Annotated in this window: 23 protein-coding genes and 2 tRNA genes; 7 read left to right on the top strand and 18 right to left on the bottom strand. The window is 68.9% G+C overall.

The annotated features are described in order from the left end of the window. Positions 1–79: 79 nt before the first annotated feature. Positions 80–421, top strand: coding sequence for a carboxymuconolactone decarboxylase family protein (locus tag IEX05_RS04375; protein WP_188700163.1), 342 nt, complete (start codon positions 80–82; stop codon positions 419–421). A 48-nt stretch (positions 422–469) separates the two neighbouring features. On the opposite strand, the gene tatC is transcribed toward IEX05_RS04375, so the two are convergent. Genes tatC through IEX05_RS04345 form a run of 6 tightly spaced genes read right to left on the bottom strand, consistent with a single transcriptional unit; the run spans position 470 to position 6,255 of the window. Next, on the bottom strand, positions 470–1,297 hold the full coding sequence (gene tatC, locus IEX05_RS04370; RefSeq protein WP_188700162.1) for a twin-arginine translocase subunit TatC: 828 nt from the start codon (positions 1,295–1,297) through the stop codon (positions 470–472). Between the two features lie 5 nt (positions 1,298–1,302). Beyond that, the gene (tatA, locus tag IEX05_RS04365; protein ID WP_188700161.1) at positions 1,303–1,575 is read right to left on the bottom strand and encodes a twin-arginine translocase TatA/TatE family subunit; all 273 of its coding nucleotides are present in this window, start codon (positions 1,573–1,575) and stop codon (positions 1,303–1,305) included. 36 nt (positions 1,576–1,611) lie between these two features. Continuing rightward, complete coding sequence (locus tag IEX05_RS04360) at positions 1,612–3,591, bottom strand: helix-turn-helix transcriptional regulator (protein WP_188700160.1); 1,980 nt, start codon at positions 3,589–3,591, stop codon at positions 1,612–1,614. Positions 3,592–3,619: 28 nt separating this feature from the next. Next, on the bottom strand, positions 3,620–4,555 hold the full coding sequence (locus IEX05_RS04355; RefSeq protein ID WP_188700159.1) for an FKBP-type peptidyl-prolyl cis-trans isomerase: 936 nt from the start codon (positions 4,553–4,555) through the stop codon (positions 3,620–3,622). Between the two features lie 30 nt (positions 4,556–4,585). Then, entirely contained in the window at positions 4,586–5,587 is a 1,002-nt protein-coding gene (locus tag IEX05_RS04350) for a tRNA (adenine-N1)-methyltransferase (protein WP_188700158.1), read from the bottom strand. Beyond that, positions 5,584–6,255: an HAD family hydrolase gene (locus tag IEX05_RS04345; RefSeq protein ID WP_268237859.1), complete on the bottom strand. Its 672-nt coding sequence runs from the start codon at positions 6,253–6,255 to the stop codon at positions 5,584–5,586. The genes IEX05_RS04350 and IEX05_RS04345 overlap by 4 nt, the downstream gene beginning before the upstream one ends. 42 nt (positions 6,256–6,297) lie before the next feature. Between IEX05_RS04345 and IEX05_RS04340 the strand changes: the two genes are divergently transcribed. Further along, complete coding sequence (locus IEX05_RS04340; protein WP_188700157.1) at positions 6,298–7,140, top strand: proteasome assembly chaperone family protein; 843 nt, start codon at positions 6,298–6,300, stop codon at positions 7,138–7,140. A gap of 67 nt (positions 7,141–7,207) precedes the next feature. Here the strand turns inward: IEX05_RS04340 and IEX05_RS04335 are convergent, their stop codons facing one another. Genes IEX05_RS04335 through IEX05_RS04325 form a run of 3 tightly spaced genes read right to left on the bottom strand, consistent with a single transcriptional unit; the run spans position 7,208 to position 10,264 of the window. Beyond that, positions 7,208–8,059, bottom strand: coding sequence for an undecaprenyl-diphosphate phosphatase (locus IEX05_RS04335; RefSeq protein ID WP_188700156.1), 852 nt, complete (start codon positions 8,057–8,059; stop codon positions 7,208–7,210). 18 nt (positions 8,060–8,077) lie between these two features. Continuing rightward, entirely contained in the window at positions 8,078–9,373 is a 1,296-nt protein-coding gene (locus IEX05_RS04330; protein WP_188700155.1) for a M20/M25/M40 family metallo-hydrolase, read from the bottom strand. Positions 9,374–9,400: 27 nt separating this feature from the next. After that, the gene (locus tag IEX05_RS04325; RefSeq protein ID WP_188700154.1) at positions 9,401–10,264 is read right to left on the bottom strand and encodes a siderophore-interacting protein; all 864 of its coding nucleotides are present in this window, start codon (positions 10,262–10,264) and stop codon (positions 9,401–9,403) included. Between the two features lie 130 nt (positions 10,265–10,394). Between IEX05_RS04325 and IEX05_RS04320 the strand changes: the two genes are divergently transcribed. The 3 genes from IEX05_RS04320 to IEX05_RS04310 are packed head-to-tail and all read left to right on the top strand — an operon-like array spanning position 10,395 to position 12,642. After that, on the top strand, positions 10,395–11,201 hold the full coding sequence (locus IEX05_RS04320) for a hypothetical protein (RefSeq protein WP_188700153.1): 807 nt from the start codon (positions 10,395–10,397) through the stop codon (positions 11,199–11,201). Continuing rightward, a complete protein-coding gene (locus IEX05_RS04315) occupies positions 11,198–11,758 on the top strand; it encodes a hypothetical protein (RefSeq protein WP_188700152.1) in 561 nt (186 codons plus the stop codon). The genes IEX05_RS04320 and IEX05_RS04315 overlap by 4 nt, the downstream gene beginning before the upstream one ends. Before the next feature lie 50 nt (positions 11,759–11,808). After that, the gene (locus IEX05_RS04310) at positions 11,809–12,642 is read left to right on the top strand and encodes an NAD-dependent epimerase/dehydratase family protein (RefSeq protein WP_188700151.1); all 834 of its coding nucleotides are present in this window, start codon (positions 11,809–11,811) and stop codon (positions 12,640–12,642) included. A gap of 54 nt (positions 12,643–12,696) precedes the next feature. Here IEX05_RS04310 and IEX05_RS04305 read toward each other — a convergent pair whose 3' ends face one another. The 4 genes from IEX05_RS04305 to IEX05_RS04290 all read right to left on the bottom strand — a co-directional run bounded on the left by IEX05_RS04305 (position 12,697) and on the right by IEX05_RS04290 (position 16,201). Next, positions 12,697–13,389 (bottom strand): DUF3349 domain-containing protein, encoded by a 693-nt coding sequence (locus tag IEX05_RS04305; RefSeq protein ID WP_188700150.1) that lies wholly within the window; start codon positions 13,387–13,389, stop codon positions 12,697–12,699. 1 nt (position 13,390) lies between these two features. Then, positions 13,391–13,675 carry a hypothetical protein gene (locus IEX05_RS04300; RefSeq protein ID WP_188700149.1) on the bottom strand — a complete coding sequence of 95 codons (285 nt, stop codon included), beginning with the start codon at positions 13,673–13,675 and terminating at the stop codon, positions 13,391–13,393. Between the two features lie 18 nt (positions 13,676–13,693). After that, entirely contained in the window at positions 13,694–14,881 is a 1,188-nt protein-coding gene (locus IEX05_RS04295) for an inorganic phosphate transporter (protein ID WP_188700148.1), read from the bottom strand. 129 nt (positions 14,882–15,010) lie between these two features. Continuing rightward, positions 15,011–16,201, bottom strand: a complete 1,191-nt coding sequence (locus IEX05_RS04290) for a RimK family alpha-L-glutamate ligase (RefSeq protein WP_188700147.1) — start codon at positions 16,199–16,201, stop codon at positions 15,011–15,013. Between the two features lie 25 nt (positions 16,202–16,226). Between IEX05_RS04290 and IEX05_RS04285 the strand changes: the two genes are divergently transcribed. Continuing rightward, positions 16,227–16,703: an ATP-dependent zinc protease family protein gene (locus IEX05_RS04285; protein WP_188700146.1), complete on the top strand. Its 477-nt coding sequence runs from the start codon at positions 16,227–16,229 to the stop codon at positions 16,701–16,703. 12 nt (positions 16,704–16,715) lie between these two features. Here IEX05_RS04285 and IEX05_RS04280 read toward each other — a convergent pair whose 3' ends face one another. After that, positions 16,716–17,384, bottom strand: a complete 669-nt coding sequence (locus tag IEX05_RS04280; RefSeq protein WP_188700145.1) for a hypothetical protein — start codon at positions 17,382–17,384, stop codon at positions 16,716–16,718. 136 nt (positions 17,385–17,520) lie between these two features. Next, a tRNA-Leu gene (locus tag IEX05_RS04275) sits at positions 17,521–17,606 on the bottom strand. A 317-nt stretch (positions 17,607–17,923) separates the two neighbouring features. Between IEX05_RS04275 and IEX05_RS04270 the strand changes: the two genes are divergently transcribed. After that, a complete protein-coding gene (locus IEX05_RS04270; protein ID WP_188700144.1) occupies positions 17,924–18,424 on the top strand; it encodes an FBP domain-containing protein in 501 nt (166 codons plus the stop codon). A gap of 73 nt (positions 18,425–18,497) precedes the next feature. Here IEX05_RS04270 and IEX05_RS04265 read toward each other — a convergent pair whose 3' ends face one another. The 3 genes from IEX05_RS04265 to IEX05_RS04255 all read right to left on the bottom strand — a co-directional run bounded on the left by IEX05_RS04265 (position 18,498) and on the right by IEX05_RS04255 (position 20,386). Next, the gene (locus tag IEX05_RS04265; protein WP_188700143.1) at positions 18,498–19,004 is read right to left on the bottom strand and encodes a hypothetical protein; all 507 of its coding nucleotides are present in this window, start codon (positions 19,002–19,004) and stop codon (positions 18,498–18,500) included. Between the two features lie 108 nt (positions 19,005–19,112). Then, positions 19,113–19,198, bottom strand: a tRNA-Leu gene (locus IEX05_RS04260). Positions 19,199–19,297: 99 nt separating this feature from the next. After that, complete coding sequence (locus tag IEX05_RS04255) at positions 19,298–20,386, bottom strand: VIT1/CCC1 transporter family protein (RefSeq protein WP_229661116.1); 1,089 nt, start codon at positions 20,384–20,386, stop codon at positions 19,298–19,300. Positions 20,387–20,421: the final 35 nt, after the last annotated feature.

The raw sequence follows: 20,421 nt of genomic DNA, 5'->3' as shown, positions 1-20,421 counted from the left end.
GACCACCGACGTCGAATCCGCGTCGAAACATGGGGAAAGACGGCGCCGCGCCCTCCCCTCGCGCCGCTAGGCTCGCCCCATGAGCGATCACTATCTCGACCCGACCGACAAGAAGTACGTGGCCACGTACAAGGAGCACACTCCGGATGTGCTCAAGGCCTTCAACGACTTCAACAATGCCGTCTTCGCGCCGGAGGGGCGCGAGGTTCCGTTGAAGTACCGCGAGCTCATCGCCGTTGCCGTCGCCATCACGACGCAGTGCGTGTACTGCATCGACGGCCACACCAATAACGCCATCGCGGCCGGTGCGACGGAGGCCGAGATCGCCGAGGCCGCGTGGGTCGCGTCCGCGCTGAAGGCGGGCGGCGCGTACGCGCACGGCCGCCTCGCCTTCAAGCTCGGCGCCGCACACCAGCACTGAGGCAGCGCAAGAGGCCGGGCCCCTGGCGGGCCCGGCCTCTTGCATTGCCTACTCGACGTCGACGAAGACCTCGGGGTTGGCCTTCTTCCGCCGTGCGTCGACGATGAGTGCGAACACCGTCGCCGCCATGTAGAGCACGAACAGGATGCTCGCCATCACGATCATCGTGATGATGTCCGCGGGCGACGACACCATCATTCCGAACACGAGGCAGGCGATGAGGACCCAGCGCCAGGCCTTGAGGATCGACTTTCCGCGCACGATTCCCGCGAGGTTCAGGGCCACCACGAAGACGGGGGTGACGAATCCGATCCCGCAGAACACGAGCATGCGGAACACGAAGTTGTAGTACTCCGTCGCGGTGAACAGCTGCCCGACGTTCTGGATGTCGCTCGGGAAGAACGACGACATCACCATGATGACGTTCGGCAGGAGCATGATCGCCACGACGACACCGCCGACGAACAGCGGAATCGCGGCGCACATGAAGCCCATCGCGTACCAGAACTCCCGACGCGTCAGGCCGGGCGTGATGAATCGCCACACCTGCCACAGCCACATCGGCGACGACAGCACGAGGCCCGCGATCATGGCGATGCGGAAGCGCATGTCGAACGGCCCCGTCACCGTCGTGAAGGTCAGCTTCGTGAAGCTGTCATCGCCGATCTTCTCCGCGAAGGCCGTGATCGGATAGGTCAGCCACTCGATGATCCAGTCGGTGAGGAACGCCGAGATGATCATGCTGACCACCAGCGCGATCGCGGCGATGGTGAGCCTGCGCCGAAGCTCGCGAAGGTGCCCGGCGAGCGTCATCTTGCGCTCGTTCGGGAGCACGCGCTCGCCCGGGACGCCCTCGCCGGGGAGGGAACCAGCCACGCGGGTTACTGCTGGGTCGTGTCGGGTTTCGCCGCGGGCGGCGTGATGTTCGTCGGCTCACCCGTGGCCTGCTGCGGCGCAGCCTCGTTCTGCAGCGACGCGTCGTTCTTCTGCGAGGTGTCGTCGCTCTTCATCTGCTTCACCTCGTTCTTGAACAGGCGGGCCGACTGGCCCATGCTCTTCGCGAGCGCCGGGAGACGCGACGCGCCGAAGATGAGCAGAATGACGACGAGGAGCAGCAGAATCTGCATTCCTCCGGGGTGGAACAGACCGCCCATGATGAACTCCAAGCTCCGAGGTACTTTTGCGTCAGTCTACGCGGCCGAGTTGTGTGCCGCGCCTGATTGCGCCCATGTCTTTGCGGCTTCTCGTGCGACGGGCGGCGAGAGCACCTCCACGTCGCCTCCGCCGCGCGCGGCGAGTCGACGCACCGACGCGGGGTGGGCGAACGGAATGGTCGCGAACGTCTCCGCGCCGTTCTCGCGCAGTTCGGCATGCACGAGATAGTCGGCGAGAACGGTCCGCATTCGGGTCGGGAACCTCAGCGTCGCGGAGACGTCGTCCTCCCCCGGCGCGAACAGCTCCGCGCGCTCGTCCGCCGCATGCGTCGCGGCCTCGTCCGTCACCTCGAGCCCGCGCATTCGATCGAGGAGGAAGGTGCGGGTCCCCTCGCGCAGGTGGCACCAGCCCTGCAGGTACCAGTGTCCGCCCGCGAGAACCAGCCGCGCCGGATCCACGCTCCGCGAGAGGGTGTCGCCCTCCGGTGCGCGGTAGTCGAAGCGTACGACCCGCCGCTCCCCGATCGCCCGGGACAGCTCGGCGCGTCGCTCGTCGACGGGTTCGTCGACGACGACGGTGGTCGCGCTCACGCCGGTGGATCCGCGCCCGAGCTTGTCGCGCAGCGCCTCGAGCGTCGCGGCATCGGCCGCGCCGGGCACGGCGGCGACGAGCTGGAGCCCGGCGATGAGCGCCGCGGATTCGCGAGAGGTGAATCGCTGCACGCGATCGATCCCGACGGTCTGTGTCAACCGCACGGTGTCGTGGTCCTCCAGCAGGTCCCAGTCGATGTCGAACATCCGGCCGGTGTAGTAATCATCGGCGGGCTCGCCGACCAGCGTCAGGGTCGTGAGCATCGATCGCACCTCGTCGGGTGTCACCTCGAACGCCTCGGCGGCCTCCGCCACGGGCACCTCCTCGCGCTCGAGAAGCCACGGCACGAGCGTGAGCACCGCGCGCACGCGGTCTGCGGAGGCGATCGGGGCGCGCCTCTTCGCCTTCACCGGCGCCGCACCCGCGGCCGCGTCGAGGTCCGGCTCGCCCGCGTGCAGGCGCGCGACCCGCTCGAGCCTCTCGACCACGAGCTCGCGAAGCTCCGCAGGCGAGGAGACGCGCGCATCCGGACCGTAGGAGGCGAGCTCGTCCGCGAAGAGGAACATGTCGACGTACGGAACCTCGAGGACGTCGTCCGTCGAGGCGACGGCGCGCCGCCCCAGCCGCAGCGCCGCCTCCGAATCCGGGACGGCCTCGATGAGCGCGTGCTGTCGCGCGGCAACCGCGCGAAGGCCCTCGAGCGCCCGCTCCGAGGCGCCCGGATAAAGCGACTCCTCGACGATGGTGCCGGTCGACGAGACGCGAGACACGATCCGGCTCAGCAGAAAGGTGCGCGGCTCCCCCACGCCGACGTCGAGGCCGTGCAGGTGCCACCGCCCCTGGAACTGGACGAGGGCGAGCGGCTTCACCCTGCGGGTCCGCACCCGCTGGCTCCCCGGCCGGAGGTAGTCGAACCGCACCTCCAGGCGCCGGTCGATCGCGTCCTGCAGGGGGCCGAACGACTCGTCGCGCGCGCTGAGCCGGGGAGCGAAGCCCGAAATGGGTTCGTCGGGATCGACCCCGAGCGCCCTGATCTTCCGGAGCCCCGCGCGCGCCTCGCGAGACATCGTCGCCTCGGTCCAGGCGTCCGCGGCGAGGCTCAGCGCCGCGAGTTCCGCCGCGTCGAACTCGAGATCGTCGGGCAGGGCGTTGTCGTCCTGCGGGATCCGGTACCGGGCGTCGCGCAGGTTCTGCGGGTTGTCGGGATCGCCGATGACCTCCAGGCGCGTACCGAGGGACGCGAGCGCCTCCTTGTCGCGCTCGAACATGCGCTCGAGCGCGGCCTCGTCGGTCCCGGCCGCGACCCGCTCGGCGTACCCGGTGACGGAGCGGAAGATCTCCGCCCGCGTCAGGCCGCGGCGCGTGCTCAGCAGCGCAACCGTGAGGCTGAGCATCCGCTCCGCCGCGCTGATCCGTTCTGCCACGCCGCCATCCTATGGCCGCGAGCGGCGGTTACGGCTTGTCGATGCCCAACACGTCGATGACGGAGACCGTCGCGGTCCCGCCCGCAGCCGGCACGACCGTGATCACCTGCGACCCAACGGAGGCGCCCTCGAGGGCCTTCTCAAAGCCATCGGGGAGCTGGTCGAGCGTCGCGCTGGTGGGCGCGCCCGTGTCCCAGGTGGACGAGGAGACCGACGATGTCGACCAGTTCACGCTCGTGTAGTGCACCGTGACGATGTCGCCGTCGGCGATCGCCTCGCCGTCGCCGTCGATGAGGGTTTCGGTCTTCTGCGAGCTCGGCGCGGCCGAACTCGGGATCGTGATGCCCGGCACTCCCGTGTCGTCGCGCACGACGCTCGGCATGCCGGAGCCGGCGTTGTACACGAGCGAGCCGTCGGCGGCCGGGAGGTACACGCGGTTCACGTCGATCACCGTGATGACGTCGCCGAGGTCCAGGTCGCTGCCGTCGGTCGCGATGTATGCGGGCAGCTGAGCACCGAATTCTTCGTTGATGCCGTCCTCGCCGAGCGCCGCGATGACGCGCGAGCCCTCCGCGGCGCACTGGAGCGCCTCCGAGAGGCCGGGCAGCATGTCCTGCCAGGCGTCGATCGTCATCGCGGGTGCGGGATTGAGCGCCACGCTCTCCTTCGTCGCAGGGTTGACGAAGTCGATGCTCAGCGTCACCGGCTGCGCATCGGACAGCACGATCGGGCCGTCGCCCTCGACCTGGTCGCGATACTGCACGCCCGTCGAGTGGAAGTGCGTCGGCGCCGTGATGGTCGGCATCTCGGTGAGGAAGTCGCCCTCGACCGTCACGGAGCCGAGCGCTGAGCTCGAACCCTCGGCGCGACCGCAGGCCGCGGGGGTCTCCGGAGTGGACGCGCACCCCACCAGGGCGAGCGCGGCGAGGCCGAGAACAGTGACTGCCGATGTCGTCTTACGCACCGGGTCAGTCTACTGTCCCGAAAATATGGATCAGCCCACCGGCTCGCCGCCGCGCGCCTCGGCGGCGCGGCGGGCGCCCGCCGCCGCCTTCTCGGCGTCGCGGATCCGCTTGCGCAGGTTCTTGTCGGTGATCTCGCGATCGCCGACGGATCCCGGGGTCCAGATCTCCTCGTCGTGGTCGCCGTAGCTGCGCTTGGACGCGCGCCGCTTGACCTCCGGGGTGATGGATCCCGGGGCGAGCTTTCGCGCCACGATGAGGAATCCGGTGTGTCCCACCATCCGGTGATCGGGCCGCACGGCGAGTCCGTCGACGTGCCAGCCGCGCACCATTGTCTCGCTCGATTCGGGCTCCGTGAACGCGCCAAGCCCACGGATGAACTCGGCCACGCGGCTGAGCTGCGTCGCGGTCGCGACGTAGCAGAGCACCACGCCGCCGGGCATGAGGGCATCGCTGACGGCGGGCAGCACCTCCCACGGCGCCAGCATGTCGAGCACGACGCGGTCGACGGTGCCGTTCTCGATGTCGCGCGGCAGCGCCTCGGCGAGGTCACCGTAGTGAATCTGCCACTGCTCCGGGATGCCGCCGAAGAAGGTCTCGATGTTCGCCTGCGCGACCTCCGCGAACTCGGGGCGGCGCTCGAAGGAGTGCAGCGTCCCGGTGGATCCGACCGCGCGCAGCAGCGACATCGATAGGGCCCCTGAGCCCACGCCCGCCTCCACGACGACCGCACCGGGGAAGATGTCGGCCTGTGAGACGATCTGTCCGGCGTCCTTCGGGTAGACGATCGCGGCGCCGCGCGGCATCGACATCACGAAGTCGCGCAGCAGCGGCCTCAGGCACAGGTACTCGTGACCTTCGCTGTTCTCGACGACGGATCCGTCCTCGCGCCCGACGATGTCGCGGTGACGCAACACACCGATGTGGGTGTGCAGTTCGCCGCCCTCGACGAGGGTGGTCGTCTGCAGCTTGCCCTTCGGGTCGGTCAGCTGAACGCGATCGCCGTAGACGAACGGGCCACGGGGTGCGGTCATGCGCGGGTGTCCTTCCAGAGCTGCGCGACGTCGTCGGCCGTGCGGCCGACGAGGGTGTTCCAGATCTCGTGAGCGCCGTAGCCGTCGAGTGCGACGAGGTTCGGTACGCCGATCGACACGGCCCCCGAGGAGACCGCCGACCTCAGGCCGGTCGGCGAATCCTCGAGCGCGACGCAGTCGTCGATCGAGACACCGAGCGCGTCCGCGCCGGCGAGGTACGGATCCGGGTGCGGCTTGGGGCGCGGAACGTCGTCGCCCCCGAGCACCGCGTCGAATGCGTCGAAGTCGATGAGCCCCGCGACGTGCTCGGCGAGACGGTGGCGCGACATCGTCACGATCGCCGTTTTGATACCGGCGGCCCGCAGGCTTCGCAGCAGCGCCTGCGCCCCGGGGCGGAACGGCACGCCCTTCACCCGGATCTGCTCGATCACGCTGTCCGTGAGGTGCTCGATGATCGCCTCCTCCGGCATGTCGACTCCCGCGCCCTGGAGGATCCGGGCGGAACTCGACAGGTCGTTGCCGACGAGGGCGAGCGCGTCCTCGTGGGTCCACGTGCCGCCGAAGCGTTCGACGAGCGCCGTCTCGCCGACGATCCAATACGGTTCGGTGTCGACGAGCGTGCCGTCCATGTCCCAGAGAACGGCCTTCGGGCCAGCCAGTGAAGTCACCGCACCAGCCTAGGGGGAGCATCCTGCCGTTAGCCTTGAAGGATGGACGACAGCATTCAACAGGCGCTCGGCCCGAGGATCGCGGTCGCCGCATTCGACGGCTGGAACGATGCCGGCGAGGCCGCGTCCCAGACGGTGTCGATCCTGCGCAAGGCCAGCCCCGGGGTCGAGGTCGCGGCCGTCGACCCCGAGCTCTTCTTCGACTACCAGTACACCCGCCCCGCCATGCGCACGGACGGAGAGGGGCGCCGCTACCTCGAGTGGCCCGAGGCGACGCTGCACCGGCCCGGCGCAGCCGACGGCTTCTGGACGATCCGCGGCGTCGAGCCCGCGCGCGCCTGGCGCGGGTTCACGGGCGAGTTCGTCGACGCGCTCCTCGCGGAGGACATCACCGGCGTCATCGCCGTGGGCGCGATGATGAGCGACGTGCCGCACACCCGCCCGATCGCCGTGCACGCGACGAGCGAGAACAATCTGCTGCGCAACCAGCTCGAGATCGACCGCAGCCGCTACGAGGGCCCCACCGGGATCCTGGGCGTCCTGACCGACGCGACCGAACGCGCGGGCATTCCGACGCTGTCTCTCTGGGCGAGCGTGCCGCACTATGTGGCGGGGACGACCCCGTCGCCGAAGGCGACGCTCGCCCTGCTCGCGCGGATCGGCGAGATCACCGGGCGCGAGATCCCGCTCGGATCCCTCCCCACCGAGGCCGCGGCCTGGGAGGCGACCGTGGACGCCGCGGCCGCCGACGATGACGAAATGCGCGACTACATCCACCAGCTCGAGGAGGCGCGCGACACGTGGGATTCCCCCGAGGCATCGGGCGACGCGATCGCGCAGGCCTTCGAGAAGTACCTCCGCGACGGTCGCCCGCCGAAGGGATGAGACGAGAGGGGGCCGGATCCGTGCGGATCCGGCCCCCTCTCGTCTCGGGTGTTTCGCCCGCGGACGGCTACGCCGCCGCGGAGTTCGCGAAGGGATCCAGAACCCCCGCGCCGAGCAGGATCATCAGTAGCACACCGAGCGCGATGCGGTAGATCACGAACGGCATGAAGCTTCCGCGCTCGAGGTAGCGCATCAGGTATGCCACGACGGCCCAGCCGACGATGAAGGCGACGATCGTGGCGACGATCGTTCCGCTCCAGCCGTACGGGCCAGGGTCTGCGCTCTCGAGGCCGTGGACGACCTCGAACAGGCCCGAGCCGAGCACCGCGGGAATCGCCATCAGGAATGAGAACTCGGCCGCCGTGGTGCGCTTGAACCCGAACAGTCGCGCCGCTGTCGTCGTGGCACCCGATCGCGACACGCCGGGGACGAGGGCGAGGGCTTGTGCCACGCCGATCGTGATGCCCTGCGGGTAGGTGACGTCGGCTTCTTCGAGCTTCCGGGCGCTGAAGCGGTCGGCCGCGCCCAGGATGAGGCCGAAGACGATCAGCACCGCCGCGACGAGCCACAGGTTGCGGAACGGTTCCCGGATGTAGTCCTGCAGGGTGTAGCCGAGGATCCCGATCGGGATCGACGCAACGATGACCAACCAGCCCATGCGCGCCTCCGGGTCGTTGCGCGGGACCTTGCCCGCGAGCGACAGCGCCCACTGCTTGACGATCCGCACGATCTTCGCCCAGAAGTAGACGAGAACGGCGAGCTCGGTGCCGATCTGGGTGATGGCGGTGAAGGTCGCGCCCGGGTCGGCCTGTGAGGGAAGGAGCACGCCGACGATGCGGATGTGCGCGCTCGACGAGATCGGCAGGAACTCCGTGAGTCCCTGCACGAGCCCGAGGATGATGGCCTCGATGATGTGCATTCGGGGTCTTTCTGGTGATCAGTACGTGCGGATCAGGTCGGTCAGCACCCGCTGGCCGAAGACGAGGGCGTCGAGCGGCACTCGCTCGTCGACGCCGTGGAACATTCCGGTGAAGTCGAGCTCGCGCGGCAGCTTGAGCGGCGCGAAGCCGTAGCCCGTGATGCCGATGGTCGCCAGAGCCTTGTTGTCGGTGCCGGCGCCGAGGAGGTAGGGCAGGACGGGCACGCCGGGGTCGTGTTTCTCCAGCGCGCCGACCATCGCCTCGACGAGGGCGCCCTCAAAGGGCACCTCGAGGCCGATGTCGCGGTGGAACATGCCGATCTCGATGTCGTCGCCGACGATCTGCTGAATCTCGGCGAGCACGCGGTCCTCCGTGCCGGGCAACACGCGCACGTCGACGGTCGCCTCGGCGGCGTCCGGGATGACGTTGTGCTTGTAGCCCGCTGTCAGACCGGTGGGGTTCGTCGTCGTGCGCCAGGTCGAGGCGAGGAAGGCCTCGGCGGGGCCCGCGAGTGCCGCGAGCTCGTCGGGATCCGTCGTGTCGGATCCGCAGACGCCGCGCATGCCGTCGAGGAGCGCGCGCGTCGTGTCGGTGAGCTCCACGGTCCAGCTGATCGTGCCGATCTTCTCGATGGCGGCCGCAAGCCGGGTGATGGCGTTGTCGGGGTGCACGCGGCTGCCGTGGCCCGCGCGACCGCGCGCCCGCAGCGTGATCCACATGAGCGCCTTCTCGCCGACCTGGAGGAGGTAGGCACTCTTGTCCCCCACCGGGATCGAGTAGCCGCCGACCTCGCTGAGCGCCTCGGTGGCGCCGCGGAACCACTCGGGCTTGTCCTTGACGACGAGACCGGATCCCTCGACGCCGCCGTTCTCTTCGTCGGCGAAGAAGACGAGGATGAGGTCGCGCTCCGGCTGTTCACCGCGGCGGATGAGGTCCGCGACGGACGCGAGGATCATGGCGTCCATGTTCTTCATGTCGACGGATCCGCGACCCCAGAGCAGCCCGTCCCTGATCTCGCCCGCGAACGGATCCACCGACCAATCGTCGGCGACCGCGGGGACGACATCGAGGTGGCCGTGGAGAACGAGGGCCGGCTTGTCGCGATTCTTGCCCGGCACGCGCGCCATGACGTTGGTGCGGCGCTCGATCGGCTCGTAGTACTCGGGCTCGAGGCCGAGGCTCTCGAGGAATGCGCCGACGTACTCGGCGGCCTCGCGCTCGCCCTTCGAGCGGCCTCCGCCGTAGTTGGTCGTGTCGATGCGGATGAGGTCGCGCGCGATTCGCACGACCTCCGGGAGTTGCTCGTCAGCCATGCGCTCCAGGCTACCCGTGCGAGCTGTTCACGCCCGCCAGATCGGCGGGGCGGCCGGCTCGGCATCGAAGATCTGCCCGACGGGGGTGCGTTTCTCCGCCTGGAACGCATCGTGGTTGCGGCCCGCTGCCCAGTACGCGGAGTACGACATACGCGATCGCGGAATGCCCCATTCGTTGTGGATGAGGGGGCGCAGCCGCTTCATCGCGCTTCGCTCTCCGTGGGCGAAGACGTCGACGGAGCCGCTCGGTGGCGCGAGCGCCTCGACCGCCGCGATCATGACCGAACCATACGTCGCCCCGTCGCGGTGGAGCCAGAACACCTCCACGCCCTCCGGAGCGTCGATCGCGATCTCGTCGTCCGCAGATTCCACCTCGATGTACGCTCGCCCGCGCGCGGCGCGCGGGAGGCTCTCGATCGCCGCGGCGATGGCGGGGAGCGCCGACTCGTCGCCGAGCAGGAAGTGCTCGTCGACCTCCGGGCTCGGCGCATAGCCGCCGCCGGGGCTCGAAAAGACGATCTCGTCGCCGATCCTCGCCCGCTCCGCCCAGGGACCCGCGATGCCCGTGTCACCGTGCGTGACGAAATCGATGGCGATGACGCGCGCCGCATGATCGACCTTGCGGATCGTGTAGGTACGCTGCGCCGGCATGTCCTCGGGAGCCAGGCGGCCCCGGAGCTCGTCGAGATCGTAGGGCGGGATCAGACCGAGCTCGGGTTTCGCGAACATGATCTTCACGTACGTGTCGGTGGTCCCCCGCTCCGCCATCTCACCCACGAAGTCATCGAAACCGGAGCCGCCGAACAGCACGCGCACCATGTGCGGCATGACGGGTTCCGTCCCGACAACCTGGAACACGTATTGCGGCCGCCGCCTCTTCTGCTCAGTCATCGATGCCATCGTCGCACAGGTGAGCTTAGGGCGGCCTAACCACGCGGGCCGCTCGGGCCGCCCTTCGCGCCATCGCAGGCGACCGATGAACCCGTGATCGGGAGCCGAACGCGCTCGATACGCTCGAAGCATGTTCACCTGGATCTTCCGCCTCGCATGGCTCGCGCTCAGCGGCTTCCTGCTCATCCGGATCTACGAGACCCTGTTCTCACGCGACCAGACGACGTCGATCTTCCCCTTCGTCGGCGACATCGGCGAGGTCGATGTGTCCTTCCTCATCGCGGGCGTCGCCTGGGGCATCATGATGACCTTCGGGTCATTCACCGGCGCGTCCGGGCCATCCGCGCGCCGCGGCGGCGGCCCGGAGGCGATCGCACCGGCGACGATCATCGAGGTGCGCCGCACGGGGCTCACCGTCAACGATGTGCCGCAGTATGAGATCTTCCTCGAGGTCGAACCCGTCGAGGGCGACTCGTTCGTGTCGAGCATCAAGCAGCTCGTGAGCGGCCCCGAGGCCGCCCATCTTCAGCCGGGCGGAATGCTCGCCGTAACCTACCGAGAAGGAAACCCCGACCGCGTCGCGCTCGCGGATCCCGGGTCTCGAGAGGTCGAGCAGACGATGCTGCGGTGGCGCATCTCGCACGGCCTGATCCCGCCGGAGCTCATCGGCGCGCGCACCCGCGGCATCTCCGAGCCCGCGAGCGTGCTCGAGCTTCGCCCGACCGGTGAGCGCAAGGCGGGCCAGGTTCAGGTCACGGCGCGCCTGCTCGTCATGCCGTCCGACGGATCCGACCACTTCGAGGTCGATTCGACCGTCTTCCTCCACCCCGAGGCCCTCTCGCACGCGCAGGTGGGTTCTCCCGTCTTCGCGATGTACGAACCGTCTCGCCCCGATCTCGTCCACATGACGATTCAGCGCCAGGAGTCGCTCGCATGAACATTCTCGACACCCTCATCTGGCTCGTGAACTTCCCCGCGACGCACGCCTACGAGATGGTCTTCCTGGGTGCATTCTCGAGCTTCGGACTCATCGGGCTCGCCCTCAGAAAGGGTCCGCGCCGCTCACGGCTGGCGGAGCTGCGCGCCGAGCGCGGCCAGGCACCCACGGATGTGCCGGCCGCCGCGCGAATCGCGGCGGCGCTCCAGTCGTGGTTCTTCCGGTTGCTCTCGCTCGTCGTTCTCTCGGGCCTCGCGATCGCCATCGCGAGCCTCGTCTTCGGCCCGATCACCCGCGCCTACATCCACAACAACGGTGAGCAGGCCCTCGCGACGCAGACCGACGGTCTCAGCAACGCCGTGCAGTTCGTTGCGGAGGACGGCGAGACGTACACCCTCAGCCTGCCGTTCTTCTCCCCGCCGACGTACCCGGACCGCGACGCGTTCATCTCGAGCGGCGGCCAGCTTGTCGTGCGGTACCTGCCCGGTCACCCCCAGGCATACGTCGTCGACACATCCGAATCGGTGGACTCCTGGGGCGAACCGATCGGCGAGTGATGGCGCCACTCGGGCGGCCGCGTCCCAGGCGGATCTGATTGGCTGGGCCCATGTCGACCACCCTCATCGTCGGCTGCGGCGACCTCGGCACCGAGATCGGCCTGCGGCTCGCCTCGTCCGGACACCGCGTCATCGGCTGGCGCCGGAATCCCCCGTCGGGCGACTCCCCCATCGAGTTCGACGCGGTCGACGTCACCTCGCCCGTCACCGTCCCGGCCGATGTCTCCCGCCTCGTGATCTGCACCGCCCCGCGGCGCGACGGCTCCGACGACTACGAGGCGACCTACCTGAACGGCATGAGACACGTGCTCGACGGTCTGCACCGACGGCCCGAGCGGGCGGTGCTCGTCTCATCGACGGGCGTGTACGGAGACCTGGGCGGCCGCGTCGACGAGGACACGCCGATTCCCGACGGGCCGCCTCGCGCACGCACCCTCCTCGCGGCCGAGCGGATGCTTCTCGCCGAGACGGCGGGCCGCGGGACCGTGCTCCGGTGCGGCGGCATCTACGGCCCGGGGCGCACGCGCCTCATCGACCTGCTCCTCGCTGGCGAGGCCACCCTCCCGTCCGGCCCCGCCATGACCAACCGGATCCACCGCGACGACGCAGCGGCGGCCGTGGTGCACCTGTTCGGCCTCTCCGAGCCCGCACCGGTGTACCTCGGCGTGGACGAGAGGCCCGCCGAGTTGGCCGAGGTGCTGACGTTTCTCGCCGCGCGACTGGGCCTCCCCCGCCCGCCCGTGGGATCCGTCTCACGCGAACGCGGAGGCACTCGCGCGTGCGACAGCTCGCTGCTGCGGGCATCGGGCTTCGCCTTCGCGTACCCCGATTACCGCGCCGGCTACGCCGACATGCTCGATCGCCCGCGACTGCGGCATCCGTAACCGCGGCAGCGCCACGCGCGGTGGGGCTCCGCCGAGGCGGGACCCCAACGCGCGTCACTCGGCGATCGCGATGCCGTTGGCGCGGAGGTGTGCGAGGACGCGGTTCATGTCGGCGTCGTCCGGTTCGCCGTCGAGGACCCTGCTCATCAGGGCATGCGCGTCACCGATCTCCACGGGGCGGTCCTCGCCGAGGTCGGCGATGATCTTCTCCGCGACGAGCGTGACCTCCTCGTCCGTCAGTCGGCGGCGCAGGAGCGCCAACACCGGAACATAGTCGTTCGACGGAACGCCCTCCGGGTAGCCCAGTCGCAGCCAGTCGACCACGCGCTCGACGACGCCCGGACGGGGCGGTTCGTCCACCGGCGCCGCCGTGGTCTGGGCCCACACGGCCGAGGCCTCCTCGGCCGTCGGAAGGCCGAGATCGAGCGGCTCGTCGACCTCTTCCGCGAGCCGCATCGCCTTCCCGCTCAGCGGCCAGCCTCCGGCGGCGAGCTGCGCCGCGACCTGGCGGATGTCGGATTCCTCGGGAACCTCGCGGGTGAACCGCTCGATCGCATCGCGGATGTGGCGCACCCGGACCTTCTTCTTCTCCTCGGCCACGAGCTCCGCCACGATCTGGACGTAGTCGTCGTCCGAAAGCGTGCGGCGCAGGAGCGCGAGCAGCGGGAAGCTGTCTTTCGGGGGCACCCCCTCCGGGTACCCGGCGCGCAGCCAGTTGAGAACCGATGCGATCAGGCCTTCAGCCATGTCAACCTCCAAACAGAGAGATGCCGAAGTAGTGATTGAGGGAGTGCCTCGTCACGAAGAGAACCCCCGCGATCACCGCGAGAATCACGACAGAGTACAGCAGATACGCGCCGATCGTCGCGAGGGGCTTGCGCGCGAGACGCGAGCCGTCCTCGGCGACGCCGCTTCCCACGGCCTGCAAGCGCATGCCGAGGGCGAAGAGCGCGGGAAGACCCGCGCCGAGCAGCAGGCCCACCCCGAGCACACGGAGCGCCGACAGACCGATCTCAGCGAAGTTGATGTCCATGATCTTGTCTCCCGAGGCTCAGCGAGCGGATCCGGCGGGCACGTTGTCGTCCCAATCGGCGTTGACGTTGGACGCGTCGACCTTCTGTCGGCGGCTGTGCAGGTACATGTAGAGCGACGCGAACACGAGGATCACGAACACGGTGATCGCACCGGCCAGGCCGCCGATGCCGTTCTCCAGGAAGAAGCAGAGCGCACCTACGATGCCGGCCGCGGGCATCGTGATGAGCCACGCAGCCGCCATGCGTCCGGCGACGCCCCACCGCACCTGCGCGCCCGGCTTGCCGACCCCGGATCCGAGGATCGAGCCCGTCGCGACGTGCGTCGTCGAGAGCGCCATTCCGAACGTCGACGAGGTGAGGATGATCGCCGCAGACGATGCCTCGGCGGCCATGCCCTGCGGTGAGTCGATCTCGACGAGGCCCTTGCCGAGCGTGCGGATGATGCGCCAGCCGCCGAGGTAGGTGCCGAGCGCGATCGCGACGCCGCACACGAAGATGATCCAAACGGGGAGCCCGTGCTCCTCGATGTTCGTCGTCGTGAGCGAGCCGTGGGCGATGAGCGCGAGCGCGATAACGCCCATGGTCTTCTGCGCGTCGCCCGTTCCATGGGCGAGCGACACGAGCGATGCCGTGCCGATCTGGCCCCAGCGGAAGCCCGTTTCGCGGCGCTTGGCGTTCACCCGCTTCGTGAAGGCGTAGACGAGCCAGGTGCCCACCGCGGCGATCGCACAGGCGATCGCCGGCGAGAGGAACGCCGGAACGACGACCTTCGCCATGATGCCGCCCCAGTTCACGCCGGCGGTGCCGATGCCGGCGAGCCCGGCACCGATGAGACCGCCGAAGAGCGCGTGCGATGAGCTGGAGGGCAGGCCGAGCAACCAGGTGATGAGGTTCCAGAGGATGCCGCCGACGAGCCCCGCGAAGATGATCATCATCGCCGTCTGCGGATCCAGCCCGAGCGCCAGATCGCCCGTGTCGGTCTGGATGTTCAGAACATCGCGGGTGATCGTCGCGGCGACCTCGACCGAGAGGAACGCACCGACGAGGTTGAGGATCGCCGAGAGCGTGACGGCGGCCTTCGGCTTCAGCGCACCCGTCGCGATGGACGTGGCCATCGCGTTTCCGGTGTCGTGAAACCCATTGGTGAAGTCGAAAGCGATCGCCGTGACGATCACCAGGATCAAGATGAGGAGCTCACCGGACATGTATTCCATGGTCGCAGACGGACGTCTGTAAATATCACCGATCCCGAAGATTCCGCCAGGCCGTTTCCCAAATGTTCATCTTTTCTTCCCGCATGCGACGCGCACGGGTGGGACCCTGCCGCCCCCGGGTCACTCGTCGGCGAGCGGCTCCTTCGGGAGCTTGCGCACCTTGGCGCGGCGCCGGCGGCGCTCGGGAATCATGCCGCGCATCTCGTCGAGCTTGCCGAAGCACAGCAGTCGATCGCCCGCTTCCAGGACGACGTGCTTGCGCGGGTTGGGGATCACCTGGGCGCCGCGGTGCAGCGTCAGCACAGTGATGTCGCGTTCCCACAGGCCGAGCTCGCCGAGTTCCTTGCCGATCTGACCCGAGCTCGCGTTGGGGACGAGCTCCGCGACGCCGTAGCCCGTCGAGACGCTGAGGCGCTGGCGCACATCGATCTCGGGGAAGTCGACCTGGCTGGCGATGTAATCGATGATGGCACCCGCCACGTCGAGCCCCGTCGCCAGCTCGATGCCCTGCAGGCCCGGCGACGAGTTGACCTCCATGACGAGGGGGCCGTCGTTGCCCTCGAGCATGTCGACGCCCGCGACGCGCAGGCCCATGATCTGCGCGGAGCGCACCGCCGTCTGCTCGTACTCCGGGCTGAGCGTGACGGCTTCGACCCGCCCGCCGCGGTGCACGTTCGACCGGAACTCGTCGCCCTCGGCGACGCGACGCATCGCGGCGACGACGCGGTCGCCGACGACGAGCGCTCGGATGTCGCGCCCGCGGCTCTCCGAGATGAATTTCTGGATCAGGACGTTCTGGTTCGTGGAATGCAGGGTCTCGATAATCGCCTCGGCGACCTTGACCTGCGGGGCGAGGATCACGCCGATGCCCTGGGTGCCCTCCAGCAGCTTGATGACCACGGGCGCGCCGCCGACGCGCTCGATCGCCTGGCGCACATCGGCGCGATTGCGCACGAATGCCGTGGCCGGCATCGCGATGTTGTGGCGCGAGAGGATCTGATTGGCGCGCAGCTTGTCTCGGGCGCTCTGGATCCCGTTCGCGGTGTTCGGGGTGTAGACGTCCATCTGCTCGAACTGGCGCACCACGGCCGTGCCGAAGTACGTGATCGAGGATCCGATGCGCGGCAGGATCGCGTCATAGTCGCTGAGCTGCTTCCCTCGATACAGAAGGTCGGGCTCATCGGAGGTGAGATCGATCGCGAATCGCAGCGTATTGAGCACCTTGACGTTGTGGCCGCGCTGCGCGGCCGCCGCGCGGAGGCGCTGCGTCGAATACGACTGAGGGGCTCGAGAGAGCACGGCGATCTTCACGGATTTTTCCTGCCAAGATAAGGGGGTGGTTCGGTCTCATTCAAACACGACTACGGGCTGGCGGGAGTGGGTGTCGCTGCCCGATCTCGGCGTCGACTGGATCAAGGCCAAGATCGACACCGGCGCGCGCACGTCCGCCCTTCATGCGTTCGAGATCAGCGAGTTCGAGCGCGACGGCGTGCCGTGGGTTCGATTCAAGATCAAGCCCTGGCAGGACAGCCAGGAGGACGCCCGCGTCGTCGAGTGTCCGATCCTCGACCGGCGCACGGTGCGAAGCTCGTCAGGCCACAAGCAGAACCGCATCGTGATCGAGCTGATGCTTCGCCTCGTCGACCGCGAAGTGGTCGCTGAGGTCACGCTCACGAACCGCGACAAGATGGGCTTCCGGATGCTGATCGGCCGCGAGGCGCTCCGCCGCGGCTTCGTGGTGGATCCCGCGCGGTCCTTCCTCGGCGGTCGCGCCCCGCACGAGACCCGGCGCCGCAACCGCGGAAAGGCGTAGGCCGCCGGTCGCCTAAGCGCACGATTCGTATGACGGCAGATCCGCACTCGTCACCGTGACCGTCGAGGCAGCGCCCTCGCCCTCGGCGAAGCCGAAGAACAGCGACCCCGTCTCGGCCGTGCGCAGGTAGCTTCCCCCGCCGATCGGTGCGTCCAGCGAGACGGCTCCGGGGTACGCGGCCGTGACATCATCACCTGTCGAGCCCAGACCGAGCCCCTCAGCGGTGCGAGGGCCCGCGTCGCCCGGGCCCAGCGCCTCGACCGTGATCTCGGAGATCGTCGCGGTGTCGGCCTGCCCGTCATGATGAAACGAGACCAGGTACGCCCCGTCGTTACTCGTCCAATAGGCCATCTCCGGACACGCCGCGTCGTTGACCCACTCGTCCGAGAGACCGTCGAGCGTCGCACCGAAGTCTGCGCCGAGCGCAACAGGTCCGATCGCCGTCTCGTCGATCACCCACTCGGCCGGCTCACCCGTCGGCGGAGACGGTTCGGGATCCGCGGGTGCGCTCACGCTCGGAGTTGCCGATTCGTCCGGCGTCGGCGCCGGCGGGCTTGCGGCCGTGGTCTCACCGGCCGGCAGATCCGCGGGAGGGGCTTGGCCCGCACACCCCGCGATCGCCGCGCACATCACCGCGCAGCCCGCGATTGCCATCAGCTTCGTCACCCGTGCGGCGTTCATGGTCGCCTCCTGAACCGCGTCGATCAGTAGCTTCGCCCTCCACGCTATGCCGGTGGGGTGTCGCTGGGATCACGGCTTCGTCGCGATCTGATCACGGCGACGAAAAAGCCCCCGGCCGTATCGACCGGGGGCTCTGTGCGCGAGGGGGGACTTGAACCCCCACGCCCTAATACGGGCACTAGCACCTCAAGCTAGCGCGTCTACCTATTCCGCCACCCGCGCATTGGGTGTCGATTCGATCCGCCACAGGCGTTTCGAACCAAGAGTCCACATTACCACGGTGCGAACACGGTCATGAAACGTCGATCCCGGGCGCGTCGCCATCGTGCGCTCATGCGGCGTAAAGTGGTCGTCGTGAGTTATCGAGAGCTGTATGCACAGCGCCAGGAGGTCGTCGGCAGGATCCTCGCCGACGGTGAGTAGCCCGGCCGCTCCCGCCGTGTCGCCCCGTGCGTGGGCCACGGCGGTCTTCGCGAACCCGAAAACTCTCTTCTCCGCACGGGCCTGCCGTCGACGCAGGCCCGTCGAAAGGCTTTCTCATGCAATCTCTCACCGAGACCCTGATCCGTTCCTCCTTCGTCAACGCCTCGCGCAAGACGGTGAAGGACATGACCCTGCCCGAATCCTTCGAGCGGATGGGCGAGGCCGACTGGGCCGAGCTCGACTACTACGGTTGGCGGGATCCGAAGTTCGCCAACCGCGGCTACATCGTCATCCCCGCGCCGGATGGCGGACTCATCGGCGCAGTGCTCACCCAGACCGAGTCGTCGCCGCGATCTCGCGCCATGTGCAATTGGTGCCGCGACGTGCGCCTGCCCAACGACGTCGTCTTCTGGGCCGCGAAACGCGCCGGATCCGCCGGGCGCCGCGGCGCGAGCGTGGGCACGCTCGCGTGCCTCGACTTCGAGTGCTCCCGCAACGTGCGCAAGGATCCGCCGCTCCCCTACGACGGCTACGACCTCGCCGCGGCGCGCGAGCGCCGCATCGGCGAGCTGGCGTCGCGCGTGTCCGGTTTTGTGACGGACCTGCTCTCCGACTAGAAGCCCGGCTCGGGGGCGCCCGCCGGCGCCTCCGAGCCGCTCCTCGCGGTTTCCGACCCCGGTCCGGCGCTGCTCAGCCCCCGTGCGCGAGCGTCTGAAGGCCGATCACGAGAAGGCCGAGCACGGCCTCCGCCCCGAGAACCAGACCGCGCTGCCACCACGGCAGCTTGATGCGGCGGGCGGCGATCCAACCGAAACCGATCAGTGCCAGCAGGAGTGCGGCCATGGAGGCCCTGAGCGCATGCTCGGGCCCCCAGGCCCCGAACTGAGCCGCGAGGAGGAACAACATCGGAAGGACGATCGCGCCCAGGGCGCTCGCGCTCACCCTCGCGGCGTGACCCACTTCGGCACGGGTAAGCATGCGCTCGTGCACGAGCAGGTGCGAGATGACATCGGCCGTGAACACGGCGGAGAGCGTGCCGAGAACCGTCACGCCGAGCGTCCCCATCGCTTCGAGGGCGGTGACGTGTCCGTGCGAGAGCAGCGAGACGACGACGGCCAGCGCCGCGAAGGTCACGTAGATCCGTTCCTTCAGGTGCGCGGCGCGAATCTCTCGGCTGCTGATGCTCTCGCTCGTCATCAGCTCAGAATAACCGGCGACCGACGCCCTGCCGCGACGCCCGCGATTCCACGCAAAATGGCCCCTGACCAGAAGAAGACTTCTGATCAGAGACCATCTCTCATCGCGTGCGCGAGGGGGGACTTGAACCCCCACGCCCTAATACGGGCACTAGCACCTCAAGCTAGCGCGTCTACCTATTCCGCCACCCGCGCATTGGGTGTCGATTCTTCCGGCACAAAGCTTTCCGAACCAAGAAGAAACACTACCAGCGACGGGATCGACGGCCTAATCGGTTACGGATCCCGGGCGAGTCATGCGACCGACACCCCGAAGACGAGCCCGAGCACGTAGGTCACGGCCGCGGCGCCGAATCCGATCGCGAGCTGGCGCAGCGCGCGCGGCAGCGGCGCGGATCCGGACAGCAGGCCCACCGTCGCACCGGTGAGCATGAGCGCGATGCCGACGAGCACGAGGGCGACCACGACGGCGACGACACCGGACAGGCCGAACATCCAGGGCAGCACGGGAATGATGGCGCCGCTCGAGAAGAGCAGGAAGCTGGATCCGGCAGCGCGCCAGGCGCCGCCGATGACCTCGTGCTCCTCCCCCGGCACGTGCGGCAGGGGCATGCGGCCCGCGTGCGCGCCCGAGACGACATCGCGGGCCTTCCGCTGCGCTTCGTCCTCGGTCATTCCGCGGGTGCGATACACGAGCGCGAGCTCGTTCGCGTCCAGATCCAGGTCGGGCAGGCCCCGGTGCGCGTAGTCGTTGGGCTCCGTCGCGTCGAGAAGCTCGCGCTGCGACTTGACCGACACGAACTCGCCCGCGCCCATCGACAGCGCGCCCGCGAGCAGACCCGCGATGCCGCTGAAGAGCACGAAGCTCCCCGACACGCCCGTCGCGCCGATGCCCATCACGAGCGCCAGGTTGGAGACGAGCCCGTCGTTCGCGCCGAAGACGGCGGCGCGGAACGTGCCCGACAGGCGGCGCCGGCTGCGCGCCGCGAGCCCGCGCACGACCTCGTGGTGGATCCGCTCGTCCGCCGCCATGCGCGCCGTCGCATAGGGATCCGCCTCATACGGCGAACGCGCCTCCGCGAGCTGGGCGAGCGCCAGAACGAAGATCGAACCGAAATGCGACGCGAGCCATGCCACCATCCGTGTGCTCAGGCTCGCCTTGGGCATTCGCGCGGGCTCACCGCCGAGCAGGGTCAGCCAGTGCGTTTCGTGGCGCCCCTCGGCCTCCGCGAGCTTCTGCAGAATGTCGCGCTCGTCGCCCTCGCGCCGCATCGCGAGGTTGCGGTACGTCGCCGCCTCCGCACGCTCGTCCGCGAGGTACTGCGCCCACTTCCGGCGCTGCGCCGGCGTGGCCTGGGACGGATCGGGGGCGGTGGTCGTCACGCGGTTCTCCTCGGGTTCGTCGGCGTCCCAGCTTG

The sequence above is a fragment of the Microbacterium nanhaiense genome (assembly GCF_014646015.1).
Lineage (GTDB): Bacteria > Actinomycetota > Actinomycetes > Actinomycetales > Microbacteriaceae > Microbacterium > Microbacterium nanhaiense.
This window is presented reverse-complemented; position numbering and strand designations above follow the sequence as displayed.